The organism is Sulfurimonas sp. CVO (assembly GCF_009883775.1).
GTDB classification, from domain to species: Bacteria; Campylobacterota; Campylobacteria; order Campylobacterales; family Sulfurimonadaceae; genus Sulfurimonas; species Sulfurimonas xiamenensis.
This window is the reverse complement of the sequence record NZ_CP033720.1, coordinates 629,895-646,011: the sequence shown is the minus strand read 5'-3', so window position 1 is coordinate 646,011 and position 16,117 is coordinate 629,895. Positions and strand designations below refer to the sequence as shown.

At 35.6% G+C, this 16,117-nt stretch carries 20 protein-coding genes; 14 read left to right on the top strand and 6 right to left on the bottom strand.

Annotation, left to right across the window (positions count from 1 at the left end; all coding sequences use genetic code 11):
- Window positions 1–2 precede the first annotated feature (2 nt).
- Window positions 3–833 (bottom strand): peptide chain release factor N(5)-glutamine methyltransferase, encoded by an 831-nt coding sequence (gene prmC, locus CVO_RS03335; RefSeq protein ID WP_152299571.1) that lies wholly within the window; start codon window positions 831–833, stop codon window positions 3–5.
- Window positions 815–2,071, bottom strand: coding sequence for a M48 family metallopeptidase (locus tag CVO_RS03330; protein WP_159569993.1), 1,257 nt, complete (start codon window positions 2,069–2,071; stop codon window positions 815–817). Before CVO_RS03330 ends, prmC begins: the two co-directional genes overlap by 19 nt.
- A gap of 111 nt (window positions 2,072–2,182) precedes the next feature.
- On the opposite strand from CVO_RS03330, the gene CVO_RS03325 reads away from it, so the two are divergent.
- The 13 genes from CVO_RS03325 to CVO_RS03265 all read left to right on the top strand — a co-directional run bounded on the left by CVO_RS03325 (window position 2,183) and on the right by CVO_RS03265 (window position 12,201).
- Window positions 2,183–2,791, top strand: a complete 609-nt coding sequence (locus CVO_RS03325; protein WP_152299573.1) for a DUF502 domain-containing protein — start codon at window positions 2,183–2,185, stop codon at window positions 2,789–2,791.
- Complete coding sequence (locus CVO_RS03320) at window positions 2,757–3,539, top strand: patatin-like phospholipase family protein (protein ID WP_241691004.1); 783 nt, start codon at window positions 2,757–2,759, stop codon at window positions 3,537–3,539. The genes CVO_RS03325 and CVO_RS03320 overlap by 35 nt, the downstream gene beginning before the upstream one ends.
- A 26-nt stretch (window positions 3,540–3,565) precedes the next feature.
- Complete coding sequence (locus CVO_RS03315) at window positions 3,566–4,252, top strand: ABC transporter ATP-binding protein (protein WP_152299575.1); 687 nt, start codon at window positions 3,566–3,568, stop codon at window positions 4,250–4,252.
- A complete protein-coding gene (locus tag CVO_RS03310) occupies window positions 4,249–5,487 on the top strand; it encodes an ABC transporter permease (protein ID WP_152299576.1) in 1,239 nt (412 codons plus the stop codon). The genes CVO_RS03315 and CVO_RS03310 overlap by 4 nt, the downstream gene beginning before the upstream one ends.
- Before the next feature lie 9 nt (window positions 5,488–5,496).
- Window positions 5,497–6,210, top strand: coding sequence for an outer membrane lipoprotein-sorting protein (locus tag CVO_RS03305; protein ID WP_159569991.1), 714 nt, complete (start codon window positions 5,497–5,499; stop codon window positions 6,208–6,210).
- Between the two features lie 6 nt (window positions 6,211–6,216).
- Window positions 6,217–7,344: a hypothetical protein gene (locus tag CVO_RS03300; protein WP_159569989.1), complete on the top strand. Its 1,128-nt coding sequence runs from the start codon at window positions 6,217–6,219 to the stop codon at window positions 7,342–7,344.
- 46 nt (window positions 7,345–7,390) lie between these two features.
- Complete coding sequence (locus CVO_RS03295) at window positions 7,391–7,744, top strand: EF-hand domain-containing protein (RefSeq protein WP_152299579.1); 354 nt, start codon at window positions 7,391–7,393, stop codon at window positions 7,742–7,744.
- 177 nt (window positions 7,745–7,921) lie between these two features.
- Window positions 7,922–8,323, top strand: coding sequence for a DUF1924 domain-containing protein (locus tag CVO_RS03290; RefSeq protein WP_159569987.1), 402 nt, complete (start codon window positions 7,922–7,924; stop codon window positions 8,321–8,323).
- A 10-nt stretch (window positions 8,324–8,333) separates the two neighbouring features.
- A complete protein-coding gene (locus tag CVO_RS03285; RefSeq protein ID WP_159569985.1) occupies window positions 8,334–8,840 on the top strand; it encodes a diheme cytochrome c in 507 nt (168 codons plus the stop codon).
- Window positions 8,841–8,849: 9 nt separating this feature from the next.
- Complete coding sequence (locus CVO_RS03280) at window positions 8,850–9,965, top strand: cytochrome b/b6 domain-containing protein (protein WP_159569983.1); 1,116 nt, start codon at window positions 8,850–8,852, stop codon at window positions 9,963–9,965.
- Window positions 9,931–10,335 carry a Spy/CpxP family protein refolding chaperone gene (locus CVO_RS03275; protein WP_159569981.1) on the top strand — a complete coding sequence of 135 codons (405 nt, stop codon included), beginning with the start codon at window positions 9,931–9,933 and terminating at the stop codon, window positions 10,333–10,335. The genes CVO_RS03280 and CVO_RS03275 overlap by 35 nt, the downstream gene beginning before the upstream one ends.
- Window positions 10,328–10,993: a response regulator transcription factor gene (locus CVO_RS03270; RefSeq protein ID WP_159569979.1), complete on the top strand. Its 666-nt coding sequence runs from the start codon at window positions 10,328–10,330 to the stop codon at window positions 10,991–10,993. The genes CVO_RS03275 and CVO_RS03270 overlap by 8 nt, the downstream gene beginning before the upstream one ends.
- Window positions 10,994–10,995: 2 nt before the next feature.
- On the top strand, window positions 10,996–12,201 hold the full coding sequence (locus tag CVO_RS03265; RefSeq protein WP_159569977.1) for an ArsS family sensor histidine kinase: 1,206 nt from the start codon (window positions 10,996–10,998) through the stop codon (window positions 12,199–12,201).
- On the opposite strand, the gene CVO_RS03260 is transcribed toward CVO_RS03265, so the two are convergent.
- Window positions 12,175–12,465, bottom strand: a complete 291-nt coding sequence (locus CVO_RS03260; protein ID WP_159569975.1) for a Dabb family protein — start codon at window positions 12,463–12,465, stop codon at window positions 12,175–12,177. The two genes, CVO_RS03265 and CVO_RS03260, sit on opposite strands and share 27 nt — an antisense overlap.
- Window positions 12,466–12,592: 127 nt before the next feature.
- On the opposite strand from CVO_RS03260, the gene CVO_RS03255 reads away from it, so the two are divergent.
- Window positions 12,593–12,967: a c-type cytochrome gene (locus CVO_RS03255; RefSeq protein ID WP_159569973.1), complete on the top strand. Its 375-nt coding sequence runs from the start codon at window positions 12,593–12,595 to the stop codon at window positions 12,965–12,967.
- Between the two features lie 17 nt (window positions 12,968–12,984).
- Here the strand turns inward: CVO_RS03255 and CVO_RS03250 are convergent, their stop codons facing one another.
- The 3 genes from CVO_RS03250 to CVO_RS03240 are packed head-to-tail and all read right to left on the bottom strand — an operon-like array spanning window position 12,985 to window position 16,114.
- Window positions 12,985–13,875, bottom strand: a complete 891-nt coding sequence (locus tag CVO_RS03250; protein WP_159569971.1) for an NAD(P)H-dependent glycerol-3-phosphate dehydrogenase — start codon at window positions 13,873–13,875, stop codon at window positions 12,985–12,987.
- A complete protein-coding gene (locus CVO_RS03245) occupies window positions 13,872–14,570 on the bottom strand; it encodes an NAD-binding protein (protein WP_159569969.1) in 699 nt (232 codons plus the stop codon). Before CVO_RS03245 ends, CVO_RS03250 begins: the two co-directional genes overlap by 4 nt.
- Complete coding sequence (locus tag CVO_RS03240; protein ID WP_159569967.1) at window positions 14,567–16,114, bottom strand: ion transporter; 1,548 nt, start codon at window positions 16,112–16,114, stop codon at window positions 14,567–14,569. The genes CVO_RS03245 and CVO_RS03240 overlap by 4 nt, the downstream gene beginning before the upstream one ends.
- Window positions 16,115–16,117: the final 3 nt, after the last annotated feature.

Genomic DNA, 16,117 nt, shown 5'->3' with positions numbered 1-16,117 from the left:
AACTATAACCTTAGTGTAAAACCTCTATCAAAACTACTAAAATCTTTGTAAAATCTTAATTTTGTTAATGGTTTTTGATTTAAATAATTTTGTATTTTATCTTTTTGGTCATAACCCATCTCACAACTAAAAAAGTTAATCTTTCTTTTTAAGACTTCATCAAGAAGTTTTTTTATTATTTCATCGCCGATTTCCCCGCCAAATAGAGCGTTTTGAGGTTCATAAGAAAGATTTGATTCCAGCTTAGCACTATTTGCAATATATGGAGGATTTGAGACTAAATAGTCTATATTTTCACTTATCGGTTCTAAAAGCGATCCGAGCCTAAGCTCTATTCTCTCTTGAAGTCCAAATTTTTTTATATTTATCTTTGCTATCTCTATAGCAGCTTCAGATATATCAACTGCTATAAATTTTGCATTTGGCAGAAATTTTGCAAGCATTATAGAGATAATTCCGCTCCCTGCTCCAACTTCAACAATAGTTATATCTGCATTTTTACTCGATATGTTTTTTAAAACTTCATCAATTAAAAGTTCTGTTTCAGGACGGGGAATAAGTGCGCCTTGTGTTATAAAAAACTCTTCGCTGTAAAAACTCACTCTCTGTGTAATATACTCCAACGGTTCATTTTTGGCTCTTCTCTTTGCCAGCTCTAAAAGTTTATCAACATCTTTTACATCTGAATTTTGGTTTGTTAGCAGCCAAAGCTCATCAACATCTAGATGATACATCAAAAGAAGCTGTGCCTCTCTTGATGCTCTTTGGATACAAGGAGCAAGCATTGTTGTAATTTGCTTTAAAATATCTTTAACTAGATATCCGCTTGACATGTTTCTCCCAAAGCTCTCTTCTCTATTTTCTGCACATCAACACCAAGCTCTTTTAATCGTTCTAAAACAGGAGGATGAGTATAATGAAAAAAGATATAAAGCGGATGAGAAAGCGGAAAACTCTTGTTTTCATTTACAAGTTTTTTAAGAGCATTTGCCAGCTCCAGAGCTCCACCGCTTCCTCCAAGTTCACTTCCTGTTTTATCCGCTTCATACTCATTGTGTCTGCTTACTATTCCCATAATAGGCATCATTAAAAATCCTAAAACCGGCATAAAAAGAAGCAAAAGAATCATAACTGAATAAGGAGCTTGATTGATTCCCAACTCCGCATAAAGAGAAGATGGCAGATTTCCAAAAAGAGCAAACATCCCAAAAAGCATTCCACCCACAAGAGCTATGTTTTTATAGATATCTCCATGTGCAAAATGGCCCAGTTCATGCCCCAATACAGCCAACAGCTCTTTTGTAGTCAGTTTTTCTATTAGTGTGTCAAAAAGAACAACTCTTTTTGCTTTTCCAAAACCGCCAAAATAGGCGTTAAGTCTGGCATCTCTTTTGCTTGCATCGCTTACAAATACGCCAGAACTAACAAAACCCGTCTTTTGCATCAATCTTTTTATCTCATCATCAAGTGCTTCATCTTGAAGCGGAGTCAGCTTGTCAAAAAACATAGCTCTAAAAGTAGGATAAAGCATATTTATCAAAATTACAACAGCAAATATAAAAAGAAAGCTCCATAGCCACCAAAGAGTAAAACTTGAAATAATCTCATATATTCCCCACACTACAAGCGAACCAAAGATAAGAGTAGCTGCAAATGAGATAAGAGTATCTTTTATCCACTGGGTCAAGCTTGATTTGTTAAAACCAAACTTCTCATCCAAAACAAATTTTTCATAATATCCAAACGGCAAAGAGATAATAGAGTTTATAACCAAAAAACCCATAACAATAACGATATTTAAAAGCGCTTCATTTTCAAAGTTGATATTTTGCTCTAAAAGCTTCACTCCAAAACCTATCCAAAAAATAAAGATAATATAATCTATAAACATACTTACAATGCTCATCTTCTCTTTTGCAACACTATAATTTCCTGCTTTTATAAAGTCACTCTCCAAAAGAAGAACTGCTTCGCCTCTTTTTGCTTGATTTATATAACCTATCTGCATAACACTTGTATAGATTGAGACAAGAGCAAAAATAGTATAAATTGCTATAATAGTCATTAACATGTAACTGCCTTAATTTTTTTGAAATTTTAACATTAGAGTACCTCTAAAAAGCTTTAATATTTTTTTTGCTACAATCTTTTAAATCTTATACCAAATTATAAAGAGGAATTTATGAAAACCTTTCTAAACGGACTTGGTCTTATACTCCCAACAGCCTTGGTGTTATATATACTTATCTGGATATTAAAAACTACAGAGAATTTTTTTGGAGAAGTGATTTTATTTGTACTTCCAAAGCAGTACTATATAACAGGTTTGGGGTTAATAGCCGGAATTATGATAGTTTTTCTTGTAGGCTTATTGTTGAAATTTTGGATTGTACAAAAAATTAGAGACTTTTTTGAAACACTTATAGACAAAATGCCGCTTGTAAACACTCTATACGGTGCGATAAAAGATTTTTTCAACTTCTTTTCAAACCTAAAAAACAAAGAGAACGACATTGTTGTTCTTGTTTCTCTTGGAGCACTTGATGCAAAAATCATGGGCTTTATCACCTCAAGAGATTTAGAGAGATTTAAATTTTTAGATATGGAAGAACCGGTAGTCGTCTATTTTCAAATGAGTTATCAGGTGGGCGGTTACTCCCTTTTTATTCCAAAAAAAAATATAACTTTTATTGATATAAAAACAGAAGATGCCCTTGGATTTATAATGACGGCCGGAATATCAAGCAGTAGAAAATATGATAAAAAAGAAAATAAAAATGAACAATCTTAAAGATAAAAAAGTAGGTTTGGCTTTAGGCGGAGGAGCTGTTTTGGGTGCTGTGCATGTAGGTGTATTAAAAGCATTTGAAGAGTTTGAAGTTGATATAAAAGCCATAAGCGGCACAAGCGCAGGTGCTATTGTTGCAGCACTCTATGCATTTGGAAAGAGTGCTAAGGAGATAGAAAAGATTGTTATTGAATTTGAGTGGAAAAAATTATCATCTCTTACACTCTCAAAATATGGACTGCTCTCAAATGAAAAAATAGGTGAAATTATAAAACATAACATTGGTGATAAAGAATTTAAAGATGCAAATATTCCATTAGAAATGATAGCTACGGATATTACAACAGGAGATAAGATTATCTTAAACAAGGGGCGTGTAGCAGATGCTGTGATTGCGAGTACATGTATTCCAGGAATTTTTATACCTGTTGAGATTGAGGGTAGATTCTTGGTTGATGGAGGAGTTGTAGAAAATGTTCCGCTAAGCTGTCTAAAAAACAAAGATATTGATTTTACTATTGGTGTAGATCTTGTTCCGGAGCGTTCATACAAAAAGCCGGAAAATGTAATTGAAGTTTTATATAACAGTTTTAACTTTTTGGTAAAAGCAAACAAAAAAAATCAAATCAAAGATGCAGATATTATCATAAAACCGGATCTTTCTGCTTTTAATGCCGTTGATATGTCTCAAATCAAAGATTTAATCCAAATAGGATATGATGAAACAAAAAAAATCATAAAAAATCTCTAAACAAAAGATTAATTTAGGAGTCAAATATGATAGTAAACCAAAATGTAAGCAAAGTTTACAAAATGGGAGAGATTGATCTAAGGGTCATAAAAAACCTAAATCTTACCATAGAGTATGGCGAATTTGTTGCCATCGTGGGTCCAAGCGGAAGCGGTAAAAGTACTGTTTTAAACCTTATAGGATGTTTGGACAAGCCCACGGAGGGCAAAATCTTTATTGACGAGACTGACATAACCAAGCTTGACACAACGGCTCTGGCAAACTTTAGAGGCGAAAATATAGGTTTTATATTTCAGAGCTTCAACCTTATCCCAGTACTTTCAGTCTATGAGAATATCGAGTATCCACTTATCATGATTCAAAATCTGCCACAAGATGAGCGGCATAAAAGAATCATGAAGCTTTTAGAAGATGTGGATATGCTTGACCAAAAGGAGAAGTTTCCAGACCAGCTATCAGGCGGACAGCGCCAGCGCGTCGCCATTGCAAGAGCGCTTGTCACAAACCCAAAAATTGTTTTTGCCGATGAGCCTACTGCAAATCTCGATACCAAAACATCAAACCAGATAATCACACTTATGAGAAATATTCAGCGCGAGTTTAACACCACTTTTATCTTTGCAACCCACGATGAGAAGATTGTCAACGAAGTAGACAGGATCATAACTCTTGTAGATGGCGAGATCGTAGGCGACAAAAAGGTTGCATCATGAAAAATATTATAAAAATATCATTTAGAAATCTTACAAGAAGCTCAAGAAGAACCATTCTTACCGCCAGCCTCATCACAATTGGCGTTATCTTTGTTTTAGTATATGCGGCACTCTCTGGTAGTTTCAAATCTTACATGGTCGCTCAGATTACCGACTCCATGATGGGGCACATCCAGATACATAAAAAGGGATATGTAGAGTCAATAGACAATCTCCCGCTTGATAAAAACCTAAACAAAAAGCAGTTGGAACAGATAACAAAACTTTTAGATGAAAACCCCTATGTTCAGGACTATACATTTCGCCTAAAACTCGGCGCCATGTTCTCCAACTACATCTCATCTACCAGTATAAGACTAAACGCGATCGAGCCAAAAAGAGAGACAAGCACACTTCCTCTTTTTACTTCGCGTGTCACGGGAGAAGATCCAGCAAATTTAAAAGAAAGTTCGCTCATAGTTCCTGATATCTTGGCAAAAGGGATGGATGTCAAAGTCGGTGACACAGTTGTTTTAGTGGCGACGAATGAGAAAGGCTCGGTCAACGGGCTTAATTTCAGAGTATCGGCGACACTTGAGTCTATCAGCGGTCCTGGTGGGCGTGATGGCTACATTCATATAAATGACGCAAAAAAACTGCTCAGAATTGGGGAGATGCAGATAAGCGAGATTGTTATCCGCCTAAAGAATGTAGATAACCTGCAAAAAGCGCTAAAACTCTTAGAGCCGCTAAAACTTATAAAAAACCAAAAAGATAAACCCGTTTTTGAGATTCACAGCTGGGAGAAACTAAGCCCATTTTACAACATAGTAAAGATGCTTGATATCATGGATATATCCATCAAAATTATTCTTATCTCAATTGTTCTTATCTCCATTTTAAATGTAATGGTTATGAGTGTTTATGAGCGCATAAAAGAGATAGGCACGATTGCAGCGATGGGAACGACTCCTTCGACTATTACCAAGCTCTTTTTAGCCGAAGGTCTGATGCTTGGAATTTTTGGAACCACAATCGGTGCCGTGTTCTCTTACATTATTATTTTTATTATAAACGGCATCGGCATAACATTTTCGTTTGGACGCCAAGACGGGCTGCTTCTTACCCCTACTTTGGAAATTGGCGAAGTAGCTCTTGTTAGCCTTATAGTTATTATAATTTCACTTATTGCATCCATCTCACCCGCAAGAAAAGCTGCAAAGCTAAACCCGGTAGATGCTCTAAGACAAAACTAGGAAGATAAAATGAAAATAACCGCTCTTTTACTCACGCTCTCTCTTATGTTAAGTGCAGAGAATATTCTTGAAGATATTGACAGAAAACTGACCCCCGTTTCGGCGCAGATGTACAAAAAACTTATAAATATAGAGCCTGACGGTTCAAAAAAGGAGTTTTTGCTTTTTCAGGCGAAAAAAGACAAGGACAAGATGATCTCGCTATTTTTGGAACCTGAGAGCGACAAAGGGCGTGCAACGCTTCGTCTGGGAGATAATATGTGGCTCTACATCCCAAATGTCGGCAAGCCTCTTCGCATAACATCAATGCAGTCGGTAGTTGGCGGAGTATTTAACAATGCAGACATTATGAGGCTGGATTTTAGCACGGAGTATGATGTTACTTCTTCAAAGGACATGAAAGAGTATCTAGAACTTGAGCTAAAAGCAAAAAACGACACGGTCTCTTACGATAAGCTCATTATGCAGGTCGATAAAAAACACCTGACACCTATCCAGATCGAGTGCTACACCTCAACGGGCATGCTTATCAAAACACTCTACTATAAAGAGCCAAAAGATTTTGGAGACAACATTATCCGCCCTGCTGTGGTAGAGACCGAGTCACCGATGTATAAAGGCTACAAGTCGGTTATGATCTATGGAAAGATATCGCCAAAAGAGTTTGCAGATGAAGCATTCACGCTTGATAGCCTCTCAAAAGCATCAGATCTTAGACGATAAAACAGTATGTTTAAAACGCTTCTACTCATCTCTCTTGCCACGATAATGGTAATGGCGGATGAGTACAGTTTTGATATGGACAACATTGAACCAAAGTCCTATGAGTATGGCGGTTATCTAAGAGCGGATAACAAAACACAAAGATTAAGAGAGCAAGAGGATGAGTACCAAAACCAGCTTCGAGTAGAGGGGTTGCTTGATTTTAGCTACTTATACGACATCTTTACCTTTAAAGCTAACGGAGTTGGAACTTACGAATATATCCACAACAATACAGCCAAAACGGAGTCTCATTTTAATGAGCTATATGTCGATGCAAAACTAAGCGTCAACCACTCCTTTTTAGCCGGCAAAAAATCTCTTATGTGGGGCAAAGGGTACTTTTTTAACCCAGTCGCTTTTCTTGATAGAAAAAAAGACCCGACAGACCCGACGGTTGCCAGAGAGGGGTTTATTCTCACAAAATATGGCTATAACAAAAGCTTTAGCAGCTCTTTAAAGAACCTAACGCTTGATCTTGTCTACTTAAAAGCCGATGAAAATATTAATAATGACTACTCCCTTCTAAATACAAATGAAAAAGCATCAGACAACTTTGCCGCAAAGTTATATCTGCTTTGGTATGACACCGATATTGACTTCATCTACAGCTATTCTGATAAAGCCAGTGAGAAGATCGGAGTAGATTTTTCCAAAAATATTGATATCAATTTCGAGGTTCACGGCGAGTATGCAAAGGTGTTAAACGATGGATATTCTTACCTCTTGGGAGTTAGATATCTGACTGATTTTGAACTCACAATCATCAGCGAATATCTATACCAATCAGAGGGATTGACAAAAGCCGAAATAGAGACTGCAGACTATATAGCTCCATTTATCGCAAAAGATTATGCCATCACCTCATTTACACAAAAAGAGCCATTTAATCTGCTCTACTTCTCGATTTATTATAAAAATATGACAAATCTTCAAGACTGCTCACAACAAAATAAAATTGGAGCAAACTATGCTTTTAAAAATAACACAGAAGTTGATCTATCTTACAATATAAACAGCGGAGGAAGTCTAAGTGAGTTTGGAAAAAAGCAGGCAGAGGATTTTATCTGGCTTAGAGTGACATTAAACTATTAAAAATTATGATACAATATTTGCAATACTAAAAAAGGAGTGTTTTATTATGAGAAAGTTTACAAAAAAAATAGGATTTAGTTTTGTAGTTGCAACTGCCTTATCTCTCGTTCCTGTCAGTTTAATAGCAGAAGATGTACCTTCAACAGGTCCAATGTCTTTTTCTGCTTTTGATAAAGATAAAGACGGATTTATCAGTGAAGCCGAACACAACAGCGTTAGAGAAGCCAGACAAGAACAAAGAGCCAGTCAAAACAGAGCTATGAGAAATGTACAAAATGCGCCTAACTTTGGAGAGATAGACAGTGATAAAGACGGCAAAATAAGCAAAATGGAGTTTCTTGAAAATCAAAACAAACAGATGCAAGAAAACAGATCCAATAAAGGCTCAAAAAACAGATAGCTACAAAATAAAGATAGATAAATTCGGCGTGTTATATATTTAACATGCCGATACTCCCCAACAAAAAATAGAAGCAACTACCACCTTTACCTGTCAAGAAATTGTCAAGAAACCTGACATAAATATTTGACACTATCCTTTTATACTTTCATTATAAACAGATAAAAAGGAGAAAAAATGAAGATCATACTTACGCTAGTTACACTTTTTGGCATCTCTTCTGCGGCCGTCGTAGATGAGTATCTAAAGACTCTTGCAAAAGAGGCAAGAGTCCAAGATCTTACCTTTAAAGGTTTCAGTCTAAAAAGAGGCGAAGATATCTTTACCTCAAAGCACATAGGCAAAAAAGGCAAAGAGGTCTCATGCGTATCTTGCCATGGAGAGGACCTAAACAAAGCAGGTAAGAATTTCTTTACCGCAAAGGAGATCGAGCCGCTCTCTCCAAAAGCAAACCCGCAGAGATTCAGCGAGGTAAAAACGATCGAGAAATGGCTGAAGAGGAACTTCATAGATGTATATAACCGTGAAGGAACAATTGAAGAAAAAGGTGATGTAGTGACATACATCATCAACAGATAAGGAGAAAAAGATGAGATCATTAATTTTATTTGCAGCATTAAGCGCAACTCTATTAGCAGGTTCTTACGAGAAAAAAGGCGTTGCTGCGGTAACAGACGAGTTATATAAAAAAGAGTGCGGCTCTTGCCACTTTGCATATCAGCCGGGGCTTTTGCCCTCAAGGTCATGGGAGAAGATAATGTCAAATCTACAAGATCACTTTGATACCGATGCGACTTTGGCTAAAGAGGATTTTGATTCTATTAGTGAGTACTTAAATAAAAACAGCGCCGAAAAAGCGATGGAGTACAAAAGAAGCAACAAGATAGTAAAAAGCATAAAGCGCGGAGATATTCCGGAGTCGATATCCAAAACCCCGTATATGATAAAAAAACATAGAGAGATAAGAGAGGATCTTATAACACAAGATGAAGTAAAAGGGCTCTTTAACTGTACGGCATGCCACACTACTGCGGAGAAAGGGATATACAGTGAGAGAGATATCTTGATCCCGAATTACGGAAAATGGGAAGATTAAAAAGGCAATATGATGAAATCCTATATCTGGTCTCTTCCGACAAGAGTTTTTCACTGGCTCTTCGTAGTGCTGATACTGCTTGCTTTTTTAACTGAAGATGACGATCTGCTTAACTACCATGCTCTTATCGGCTACGGGATTCTAATCCTTTTGGCCTTTAGATTTTTCTGGGGCTATCTGGGTCCGAAATACTCAAAGTTTAAAGATTTCCCGACAGGCATGGGCGAAGTCAAAGAGTTTATTGCAAATATTTTTAGCAGCGAACAGAGATACATAGGACACAACCCTTTGGCTTCTTATGCGATGATCGGCATACTGGCAGTTGTTTTTCTTACTATTATCACAGGAGTTCTGACTCTGGGGATTCAGGAGGGAAAGGGAGTACTCTCCTCTTTAAACAGCACTTTTTTTAAAGAGATGGAGCTTTTTGAAGAGATACACGAGTTTCTCTCAGGTCTGCTTATCGCTCTTATAGCCATGCATCTTTTGGGTGTTTTAAGCGACAGGCTTCTTCACTCAAAAGATAAGACGCTTGAGTCCATATTTACCGGTTATAAAGTGACAAAAGAGCAAGAAGGCATAAAACTAAACATATTTCAAAAGCTGTTTGCAGCAATATTCCTTGCTCTGTTTCTTGCTTTTTTATTCTTTAACCTGACTACCAAGAGCAACCCTCTGATCGCTTCAAACTATGTGCCTCTGGATTACAAAGCGCAAAATGAGCTTTTCGTAAATGAGTGTGCATCCTGCCACACTCTCTATCCGCCGCATACGCTGCCTGAAAAATCATGGGTGGCTTTGATGGGTGATTTAGAGAATCATTTTGGAGACGATGCCTCTATCGATGAAGCGGACAATAGAAATATTTTAGACTTTTTAGTAAAAAACAGCGCGGAAAACTCGACCCAAGAGGTTAGTGTGAAGATTTTGAATTCGCTAAAAAATAAAGATATAATAGCAATAACCCAGACAGATTTCTGGAAGACAAGACACGCAAAGATACCAAAAAAAGTTTTTGCCCATGAGAATGTAAAGAGCAGAGCAAACTGCAAAGCTTGTCACAGCGATATTGAAAAAGGATTGATAGAAGATGAGAATATTAAAAATATTAACGCTTATATGTAGTCTGCTTCTATCTTTTTCTCTTATTGCAGATGATGATTATGAACACGAACACAAAAAAAATCATATATATAAAAATCTGGACTATTTAAACCTAAGCAGACATCAGCACAAAGAGATAAAAGAGATAGTTATAGAGTATAGAAAAGATTATGAAAAATTTTACAAAAAAAGAGAAAAATTCCAAAAAAGACTTCAAGAGCTGCTAAGAGAAGAGAAATTTGACAAAGAGAACTACGAACAGACTTCCAAAGAGATACATGAAGATGCCATAGAACTCGAAATAGAAACACTGCAGAAGATCCACTCTGTCTTGTCTCCTTCGCAAAGAGAGCGGTTTTCATACTATCTGCGGGAGTGGCAAGTTGAGTAAAAAAGTTTTGCTTATAGAAGACGACCTGCAGATGCAGGGCTTTATAACGGACTACTTAAAGGAGTATGACTTTATATGCTCCGCCTTTTCGCATCCAAAAGATGCGCTGGAGGAGCTTGAGAGAAACGACTCCTACTCAATCGTTATTTTGGACCTGATGCTTCCAGACATCGACGGTTTTGATGTTTTAAAGAGAATAAAAAGCATCTCGGATATTCCCGTCATCATCTCTTCGGCAAGAGGAGATATTGGAAACAAGATACACGGTTTTGATCTCGGAGCCGATGATTATCTTGCAAAACCTTACGAGCCGCGTGAGCTTGTCCTTAGAATAGAGCATATTTTAAAAAAGTCTCTCAGCGGCAAAACTACTCTTGGAGAGTTTACGATAGACAAAGCAAACAGAGAAGTTTTGCTGGGCGACTACTCGATCGATCTTACAAAAATAGAGTTTGAGATCTTTATGTTCCTGGTGGAGAACAAGAACAAGATCTCCTCCAGAGAGCAGATACTAAATGCCACCTCACTTGATGAGAACACAAAGAACAGAACCATTGACACACACATCTCAAACATCAGAAACAAGATAGGCGACGACCCAAAAGAGCCCAAATACATCAAGTCCGTCTGGGGCATCGGCTATAAGTTCGTAGGCTAGATATGTCGATCATCAAAAAAATATCCATACTCTTTTTAATAAGCTTTGTTCTTATGAATATTATAGGGTTTTGGATCGACAGCATTAACTCAAAAAGAGTCGATGATCTTATAAAAGAGAAGTACCTGAAGATATCCAACGAGATATTTCAAAATATCGACAACAAAAAGAAAGTGGAAGAGATAATCTCAAAATACTCTCTAAAAAGAGTCGATGCTCTGGATAAAAAGAACAGAGAAGTTCTATACCATGAAAAGCACACTTTCGGCTTTATCTCCATCCAAAAGGCGTCGTTTGAAGATGAGTTTGTCATTGAGATAAACTTTCTTGATGAGAACTACACCCTTAAAACTCCCGATGAGGAGAATATCAACGACAAACTAAAGCTAAATATTCTCATATTTTTGGATGTTTTTGTCCTTTTTCTTATATTTTTATATCTACTAAAACTGCTCTCTCCTCTTAAAAAAATAACAAAAGAGATACAAAATTTCTCTAACGGAGATATGCAAAGCAGAATTGAGGTAACCTCAAATGATGAGATAGGAACACTCTCACGCGCATTTAATACTATGGCTGCTTCGATAGAGGAGCTTATAAAGACAAGAGAGGAGCTGCTAAGAGATATAGGGCATGAGCTTAGAACACCGATAGCAAAAGGAAAGTTTGCAACACTTCAGATTGAAGATATTTCTCAAAAAGAGCTGCTTCAAAAGATATTTTCGGATCTGGAGATACTGACAAATGAGCTCATAGAACTGGAGAAGCTCAACTCTACAAAGCTAAACATCTCTGCTTTTAGTGCCGAGACGCTTATAACCGAATCTCTTAGCAAGCTCTACATAGAAGATGAATCAAGCATCGCTCTTATAGTAGAGGATGATTTTAAGATAGAAGGCGATCTGCACTATCTCTCCGTTGCTCTTAAGAACCTTATCGACAATGCGCTCAAATACACTGCCGAGCCTCCTGTGACCCTGAAGGCTTCAAAGCAGAAAATATATGTCATAAACAGGGGCAAAAAGCTCTCAAAAGAGCTGGATTACTACCTAAAACCCTTTACGCAGGAGCTCTCTCAGAGAGACGGTTTCGGGCTCGGGCTCAGTATTGTAAAGAAAATCAGCGACAAGCATAACTTTTCGCTAAGCTACAGTTATGAAGATGGGCAAAATATCTTCTGCCTAGATTTCGTAGTCAACGACTTTTGATTCCATCGTAACCGACTTTATAAGCTCTACCACTTTCAGATGCTCAGGATGGATAGTGTAAGCGCCCAGATCCTCTTTTGTCTCAAAAGTAGAGTACAAAGAGAGATCAAACGCCCGCTCGGAGTCTGTAAAATTGACACCTACCTCCATTACTTTTAACTCAATAATCAACTCAGAGAGAGCATTAAGCTTCTCTGCTACATCTTTTATATTTGACTCTTTGTTCTCATCACGAAATTTAAACATAACTATATGAACTACCATGCAAAACCTTCTATTTATTTAATTATAATTTTAACTAAAAATAGAATAAGATATATTATAAAAACAGCTGTTTTTAATAAATATATGTTATGATTCTGATTATCATGATTTATCAAAGGAGATAACTGTGAAAAAAATAGTAGGTTTATTTTTATTTCTTGCCTCTCTCACAATGCTATTTGCTTCCAACGAAGCGGAAGAATTAGCTGTTGAAAAATGTGGCGGGTGCCATTTAATGGGAGTTGTATCAAAAGAGAAACTAAAAAACATGAAAGCACCTCCTTACTGGGCAATTGCTAAAAAAGCTAAAGAAGCATACGCTAACAAAGAGGATAAAATAAACTATATAGTTGATTATACACTCAATCCAACGGAAGAAAAAATGCTTTTTCCTGTAGAAACAAAAAAATTGTTTGGCGTTATGCCTTCACAAGAAGGCAAAGTTACAGAAGATGAGATTAAACTAATCGCCGAATATATCCTAGAAAACAAAACCTTTTAACAGTCATTTTTTGACTGTTAACTTGCCAAAAAATTACTTAAGCTGACATGAGGGTCTGTACCTTCTAACATATTGTAAACTTCTTTTGCGATAGGAAGATAGAGATCTTTTTTCTTTGCTATTTCATAAAGTGCATAAGTAGTCCCTATTCCTTCGGCAACTTCTCCAAGCTCTTCTACTATGTCCTCTTTAGATTTGCCTTTTGCTATACCCAACCCGACACGAAAATTTCGACTCATTACAGACGATGCAGTTAAAAAAAGATCGCCTGATCCACTAAGCCCTATAAAAGTATCATCTTTTGCACCATACTCTTTTCCAAATCTATGCATCTCAACCAAACCTCTGGATATAAGAGATGCTGAAGCATTTTTGCCAAGATTTAAGCCTTCACATATGCCCGCAGCTATAGCTATTACATTTTTATATGCTCCTGCAATTTCGGCACCAACTACATCTGTAGATGTATATGTCTTTATAAAAGATGGAAAAAAGGAAGCAAATGCAGCACTAAGCTTTTCATTTTTAGAGTTAATCACAAGAGCAGTCGGTAAAGATTTTATAACTTCTGCTGCAAATGAGGGACCTGAAAGAAAAGCTATATTTTCATTTGGAACATATTTTGCATATATTTCATTTAAAAATCTTCCTGTTGTTGCCTCTATACCTTTGGATGCAACCAATATTTTTTGATTGTTATATTTAAAATTTTCTTCCAGCCAAGATGATATCTGTTGTGCAGGAATAGCAATAACAAGATACTCTAATTTTAAAATCTCTTCAAGCGAAATAAAATTTTTAATATCCCTGGGTGTTCTTGAAGTGATATAGACTTCGCATTTTTCACTTAAAGCAAATGCGAGCGCACTCCCCCATTTTCCGGCTCCGATAACCCCTATTTTAGTCATATCTGCCCTCCTATTATATTTTCAAAATTTTTGATATCCTGTTCATACCCTACTACTACAAAAATATCACCTTCTTTGATCTGATGATGCTTCGCTTTTGAGGAGTAAATAAATTCCATAGCCATCTCCTCGCTTAAAACAGATAAAACAATAACTCCATACTCTTCGCCCCAATCAATATCCGCAGGATATTCTTTGTTAAAAAACTCACTATTATCAACTCTGATTTGAGCAATTTTAAGATCACTTTTTTCATATAAAATATTATGAAGCACTTCACTGACTATAGGTTTTTCCAGCATTTCAACAATGATATTTGCAGTAGTTTGAATAGTCGGAAGGATTCTTGAAGCTCCTGCTAAAAGAAGCTTCTCTTCACTCTCTTTATCTTTAGCTAATGCAACTATTGTTAAATCTTTGAAAGTATCTCTAAGTGAAATAGTTAAAAATATATTTTCTGCCATATTTTCCAAAATACAAAATGCAACGCACCTCTTTATATCTACACTCTCTCTTAGGTCATCCCAATTGTCACTTAAATCAAACTGTGATATTTTATATTTGCTGTTTTGAATAATTTTTTCATTTTCATCCAATTTAAAAATTTGTATATTTTCATAATGCAGCGATATATTTTTAACTATCTCAAAGGTGTAATCGTTATATCCAAATATCAATGCTGTTTTTTCTGTCATACATCACTCTTTTTATGCAGGAAATTGCTAAATTCTTTTATAAACTGTATATTTCCTATAATTAAAAGATAATCACCAAGTTCCAAAGTTGTTGTATCAGGCGGATTAAAACAAAACTCTTTTTGACTTTTTTTATAAATTCCCAAAAGCAGAATTTTATATTTTTTATACTTTAAATTTCCAACTATTGTGAAACTATCTAGTATTCTCTCACTTACAACTATCTCTTGCATATCAACACCATTATAACTTGAACGCAAAGCGTGAATAAGTTCAAAAGCAACCGGCTGTCCTATAAATCCTTTGGCAATCATGCCTATAAGCTCTTTTTCATAAAAAAGTTCATTTACTCCTGCAAAAAGCAGCTTATTTTTGTTGATTTTATTTTTTAAAATAGATAAGATAAAAACATCTTTATTAAAAGAGCGTATTGTAAGCGTGGTATATACATTTTCCACATCACTGTGGCTTAGACATAAAATGGCTTTTACCTGCTCTTGTATATTAATTTTTAGTTTTTGATAACTCTCTATACTTCCAGGGTCATAATTTAGTACAAAAAAACCATCTTTTTTTGCCTGAGAAGCTTTCTCATGATTCTCTTCTAAAATAATAACTTTATTGCTTTGTATAAGCTTTTTTGAAATCTCTTTTGATATATCTTCATAACCGCAAATTAGATAAAATTTTTTCATATTCGCAATATCATCAAGAAGTTTTTTATCTTTTATTTCATCTAACTTTTCTGTAAATCCGGTGACAATTAATGATGTTGTAAATGAAAAAACCGCAATACCTGCTATTATGACAAACATTGATACAATTCTGCCCTCTTGGGTTATAGGAGTTATATCTCCATAGCCGACAGTTGAAATTGTAACAATTGACCAATAGATAGCTTCAAAAAAAGTATTTACCGCAGACGCAGGATTATTGGCTTCCATTACATAGACAAGAACTGATGAAACAAAAATAACAATAGATGCAAAGGTAAAAAGAGTAAAAAACTCAAATTTTTTTGTAGCGATGATAGAGGCAAATGTTTGTATACTTTTTGCATATCTAAAGAGTTTAAAAACACGAAAAAGTATAAAAAGTTTAAGCTGATGAAAAAACGGAATTATTGCTAAAAGATCTATAATAGCTTTGACTGAAAAAACATATTTAAGTTTAATTAGAGCTATTTTTTTTAAAGCTTTAGCTGCTTTAAACTCATCTCCGAGCATAAGATCATGCTCGCTCTGTTTTATAATCACTTCAGTAATACTGCTGCTTATCCAAAATCTAAGCATATACTCAATAAAAAATATAATTGAAATTACATAATTGTTAAAAAAGAGCAAACCGTCATTAATAGGAGATTTTACCTCTCTGATTAGAATGACAACACTTGAAAAAATAAGCACTATCATAAAAAGATCAAACACTCTTTTGTATTTATAATTACTGTTTTCAAGCAGATTATAAAAAAAATGTTTTATTTTTGCATACTTTTTTGATGTATTTATATAATATGCACTATTTACCAATAAAGGTTTAAACAAAAC

What these genes read in the sequence shown, in the direction of transcription:
- CVO_RS03275 (WP_159569981.1), top strand. Translation starts at nt 9,931, where the DNA reads ATGAGAATATTAAAAATATTAACGCTTATATGTAGTCTGCTTCTATCT.
- CVO_RS03315 (WP_152299575.1), top strand. Translation starts at nt 3,566, where the DNA reads ATGATAGTAAACCAAAATGTAAGCAAAGTTTACAAAATGGGAGAGATT.
- prmC (WP_152299571.1), bottom strand. Translation starts at nt 833, where the DNA reads ATGTCAAGCGGATATCTAGTTAAAGATATTTTAAAGCAAATTACAACA.
- CVO_RS03300 (WP_159569989.1), top strand. Translation starts at nt 6,217, where the DNA reads ATGTTTAAAACGCTTCTACTCATCTCTCTTGCCACGATAATGGTAATG.
- CVO_RS03265 (WP_159569977.1), top strand. Translation starts at nt 10,996, where the DNA reads ATGTCGATCATCAAAAAAATATCCATACTCTTTTTAATAAGCTTTGTT.
- CVO_RS03295 (WP_152299579.1), top strand. Translation starts at nt 7,391, where the DNA reads ATGAGAAAGTTTACAAAAAAAATAGGATTTAGTTTTGTAGTTGCAACT.
- CVO_RS03320 (WP_241691004.1), top strand. Translation starts at nt 2,757, where the DNA reads ATGATAAAAAAGAAAATAAAAATGAACAATCTTAAAGATAAAAAAGTA.
- CVO_RS03285 (WP_159569985.1), top strand. Translation starts at nt 8,334, where the DNA reads ATGAGATCATTAATTTTATTTGCAGCATTAAGCGCAACTCTATTAGCA.
- CVO_RS03305 (WP_159569991.1), top strand. Translation starts at nt 5,497, where the DNA reads ATGAAAATAACCGCTCTTTTACTCACGCTCTCTCTTATGTTAAGTGCA.
- CVO_RS03330 (WP_159569993.1), bottom strand. Translation starts at nt 2,071, where the DNA reads ATGTTAATGACTATTATAGCAATTTATACTATTTTTGCTCTTGTCTCA.
- CVO_RS03325 (WP_152299573.1), top strand. Translation starts at nt 2,183, where the DNA reads ATGAAAACCTTTCTAAACGGACTTGGTCTTATACTCCCAACAGCCTTG.
- CVO_RS03290 (WP_159569987.1), top strand. Translation starts at nt 7,922, where the DNA reads ATGAAGATCATACTTACGCTAGTTACACTTTTTGGCATCTCTTCTGCG.
- CVO_RS03245 (WP_159569969.1), bottom strand. Translation starts at nt 14,570, where the DNA reads ATGACAGAAAAAACAGCATTGATATTTGGATATAACGATTACACCTTT.
- CVO_RS03280 (WP_159569983.1), top strand. Translation starts at nt 8,850, where the DNA reads ATGATGAAATCCTATATCTGGTCTCTTCCGACAAGAGTTTTTCACTGG.
- CVO_RS03250 (WP_159569971.1), bottom strand. Translation starts at nt 13,875, where the DNA reads ATGACTAAAATAGGGGTTATCGGAGCCGGAAAATGGGGGAGTGCGCTC.
- CVO_RS03310 (WP_152299576.1), top strand. Translation starts at nt 4,249, where the DNA reads ATGAAAAATATTATAAAAATATCATTTAGAAATCTTACAAGAAGCTCA.
- CVO_RS03260 (WP_159569975.1), bottom strand. Translation starts at nt 12,465, where the DNA reads ATGGTAGTTCATATAGTTATGTTTAAATTTCGTGATGAGAACAAAGAG.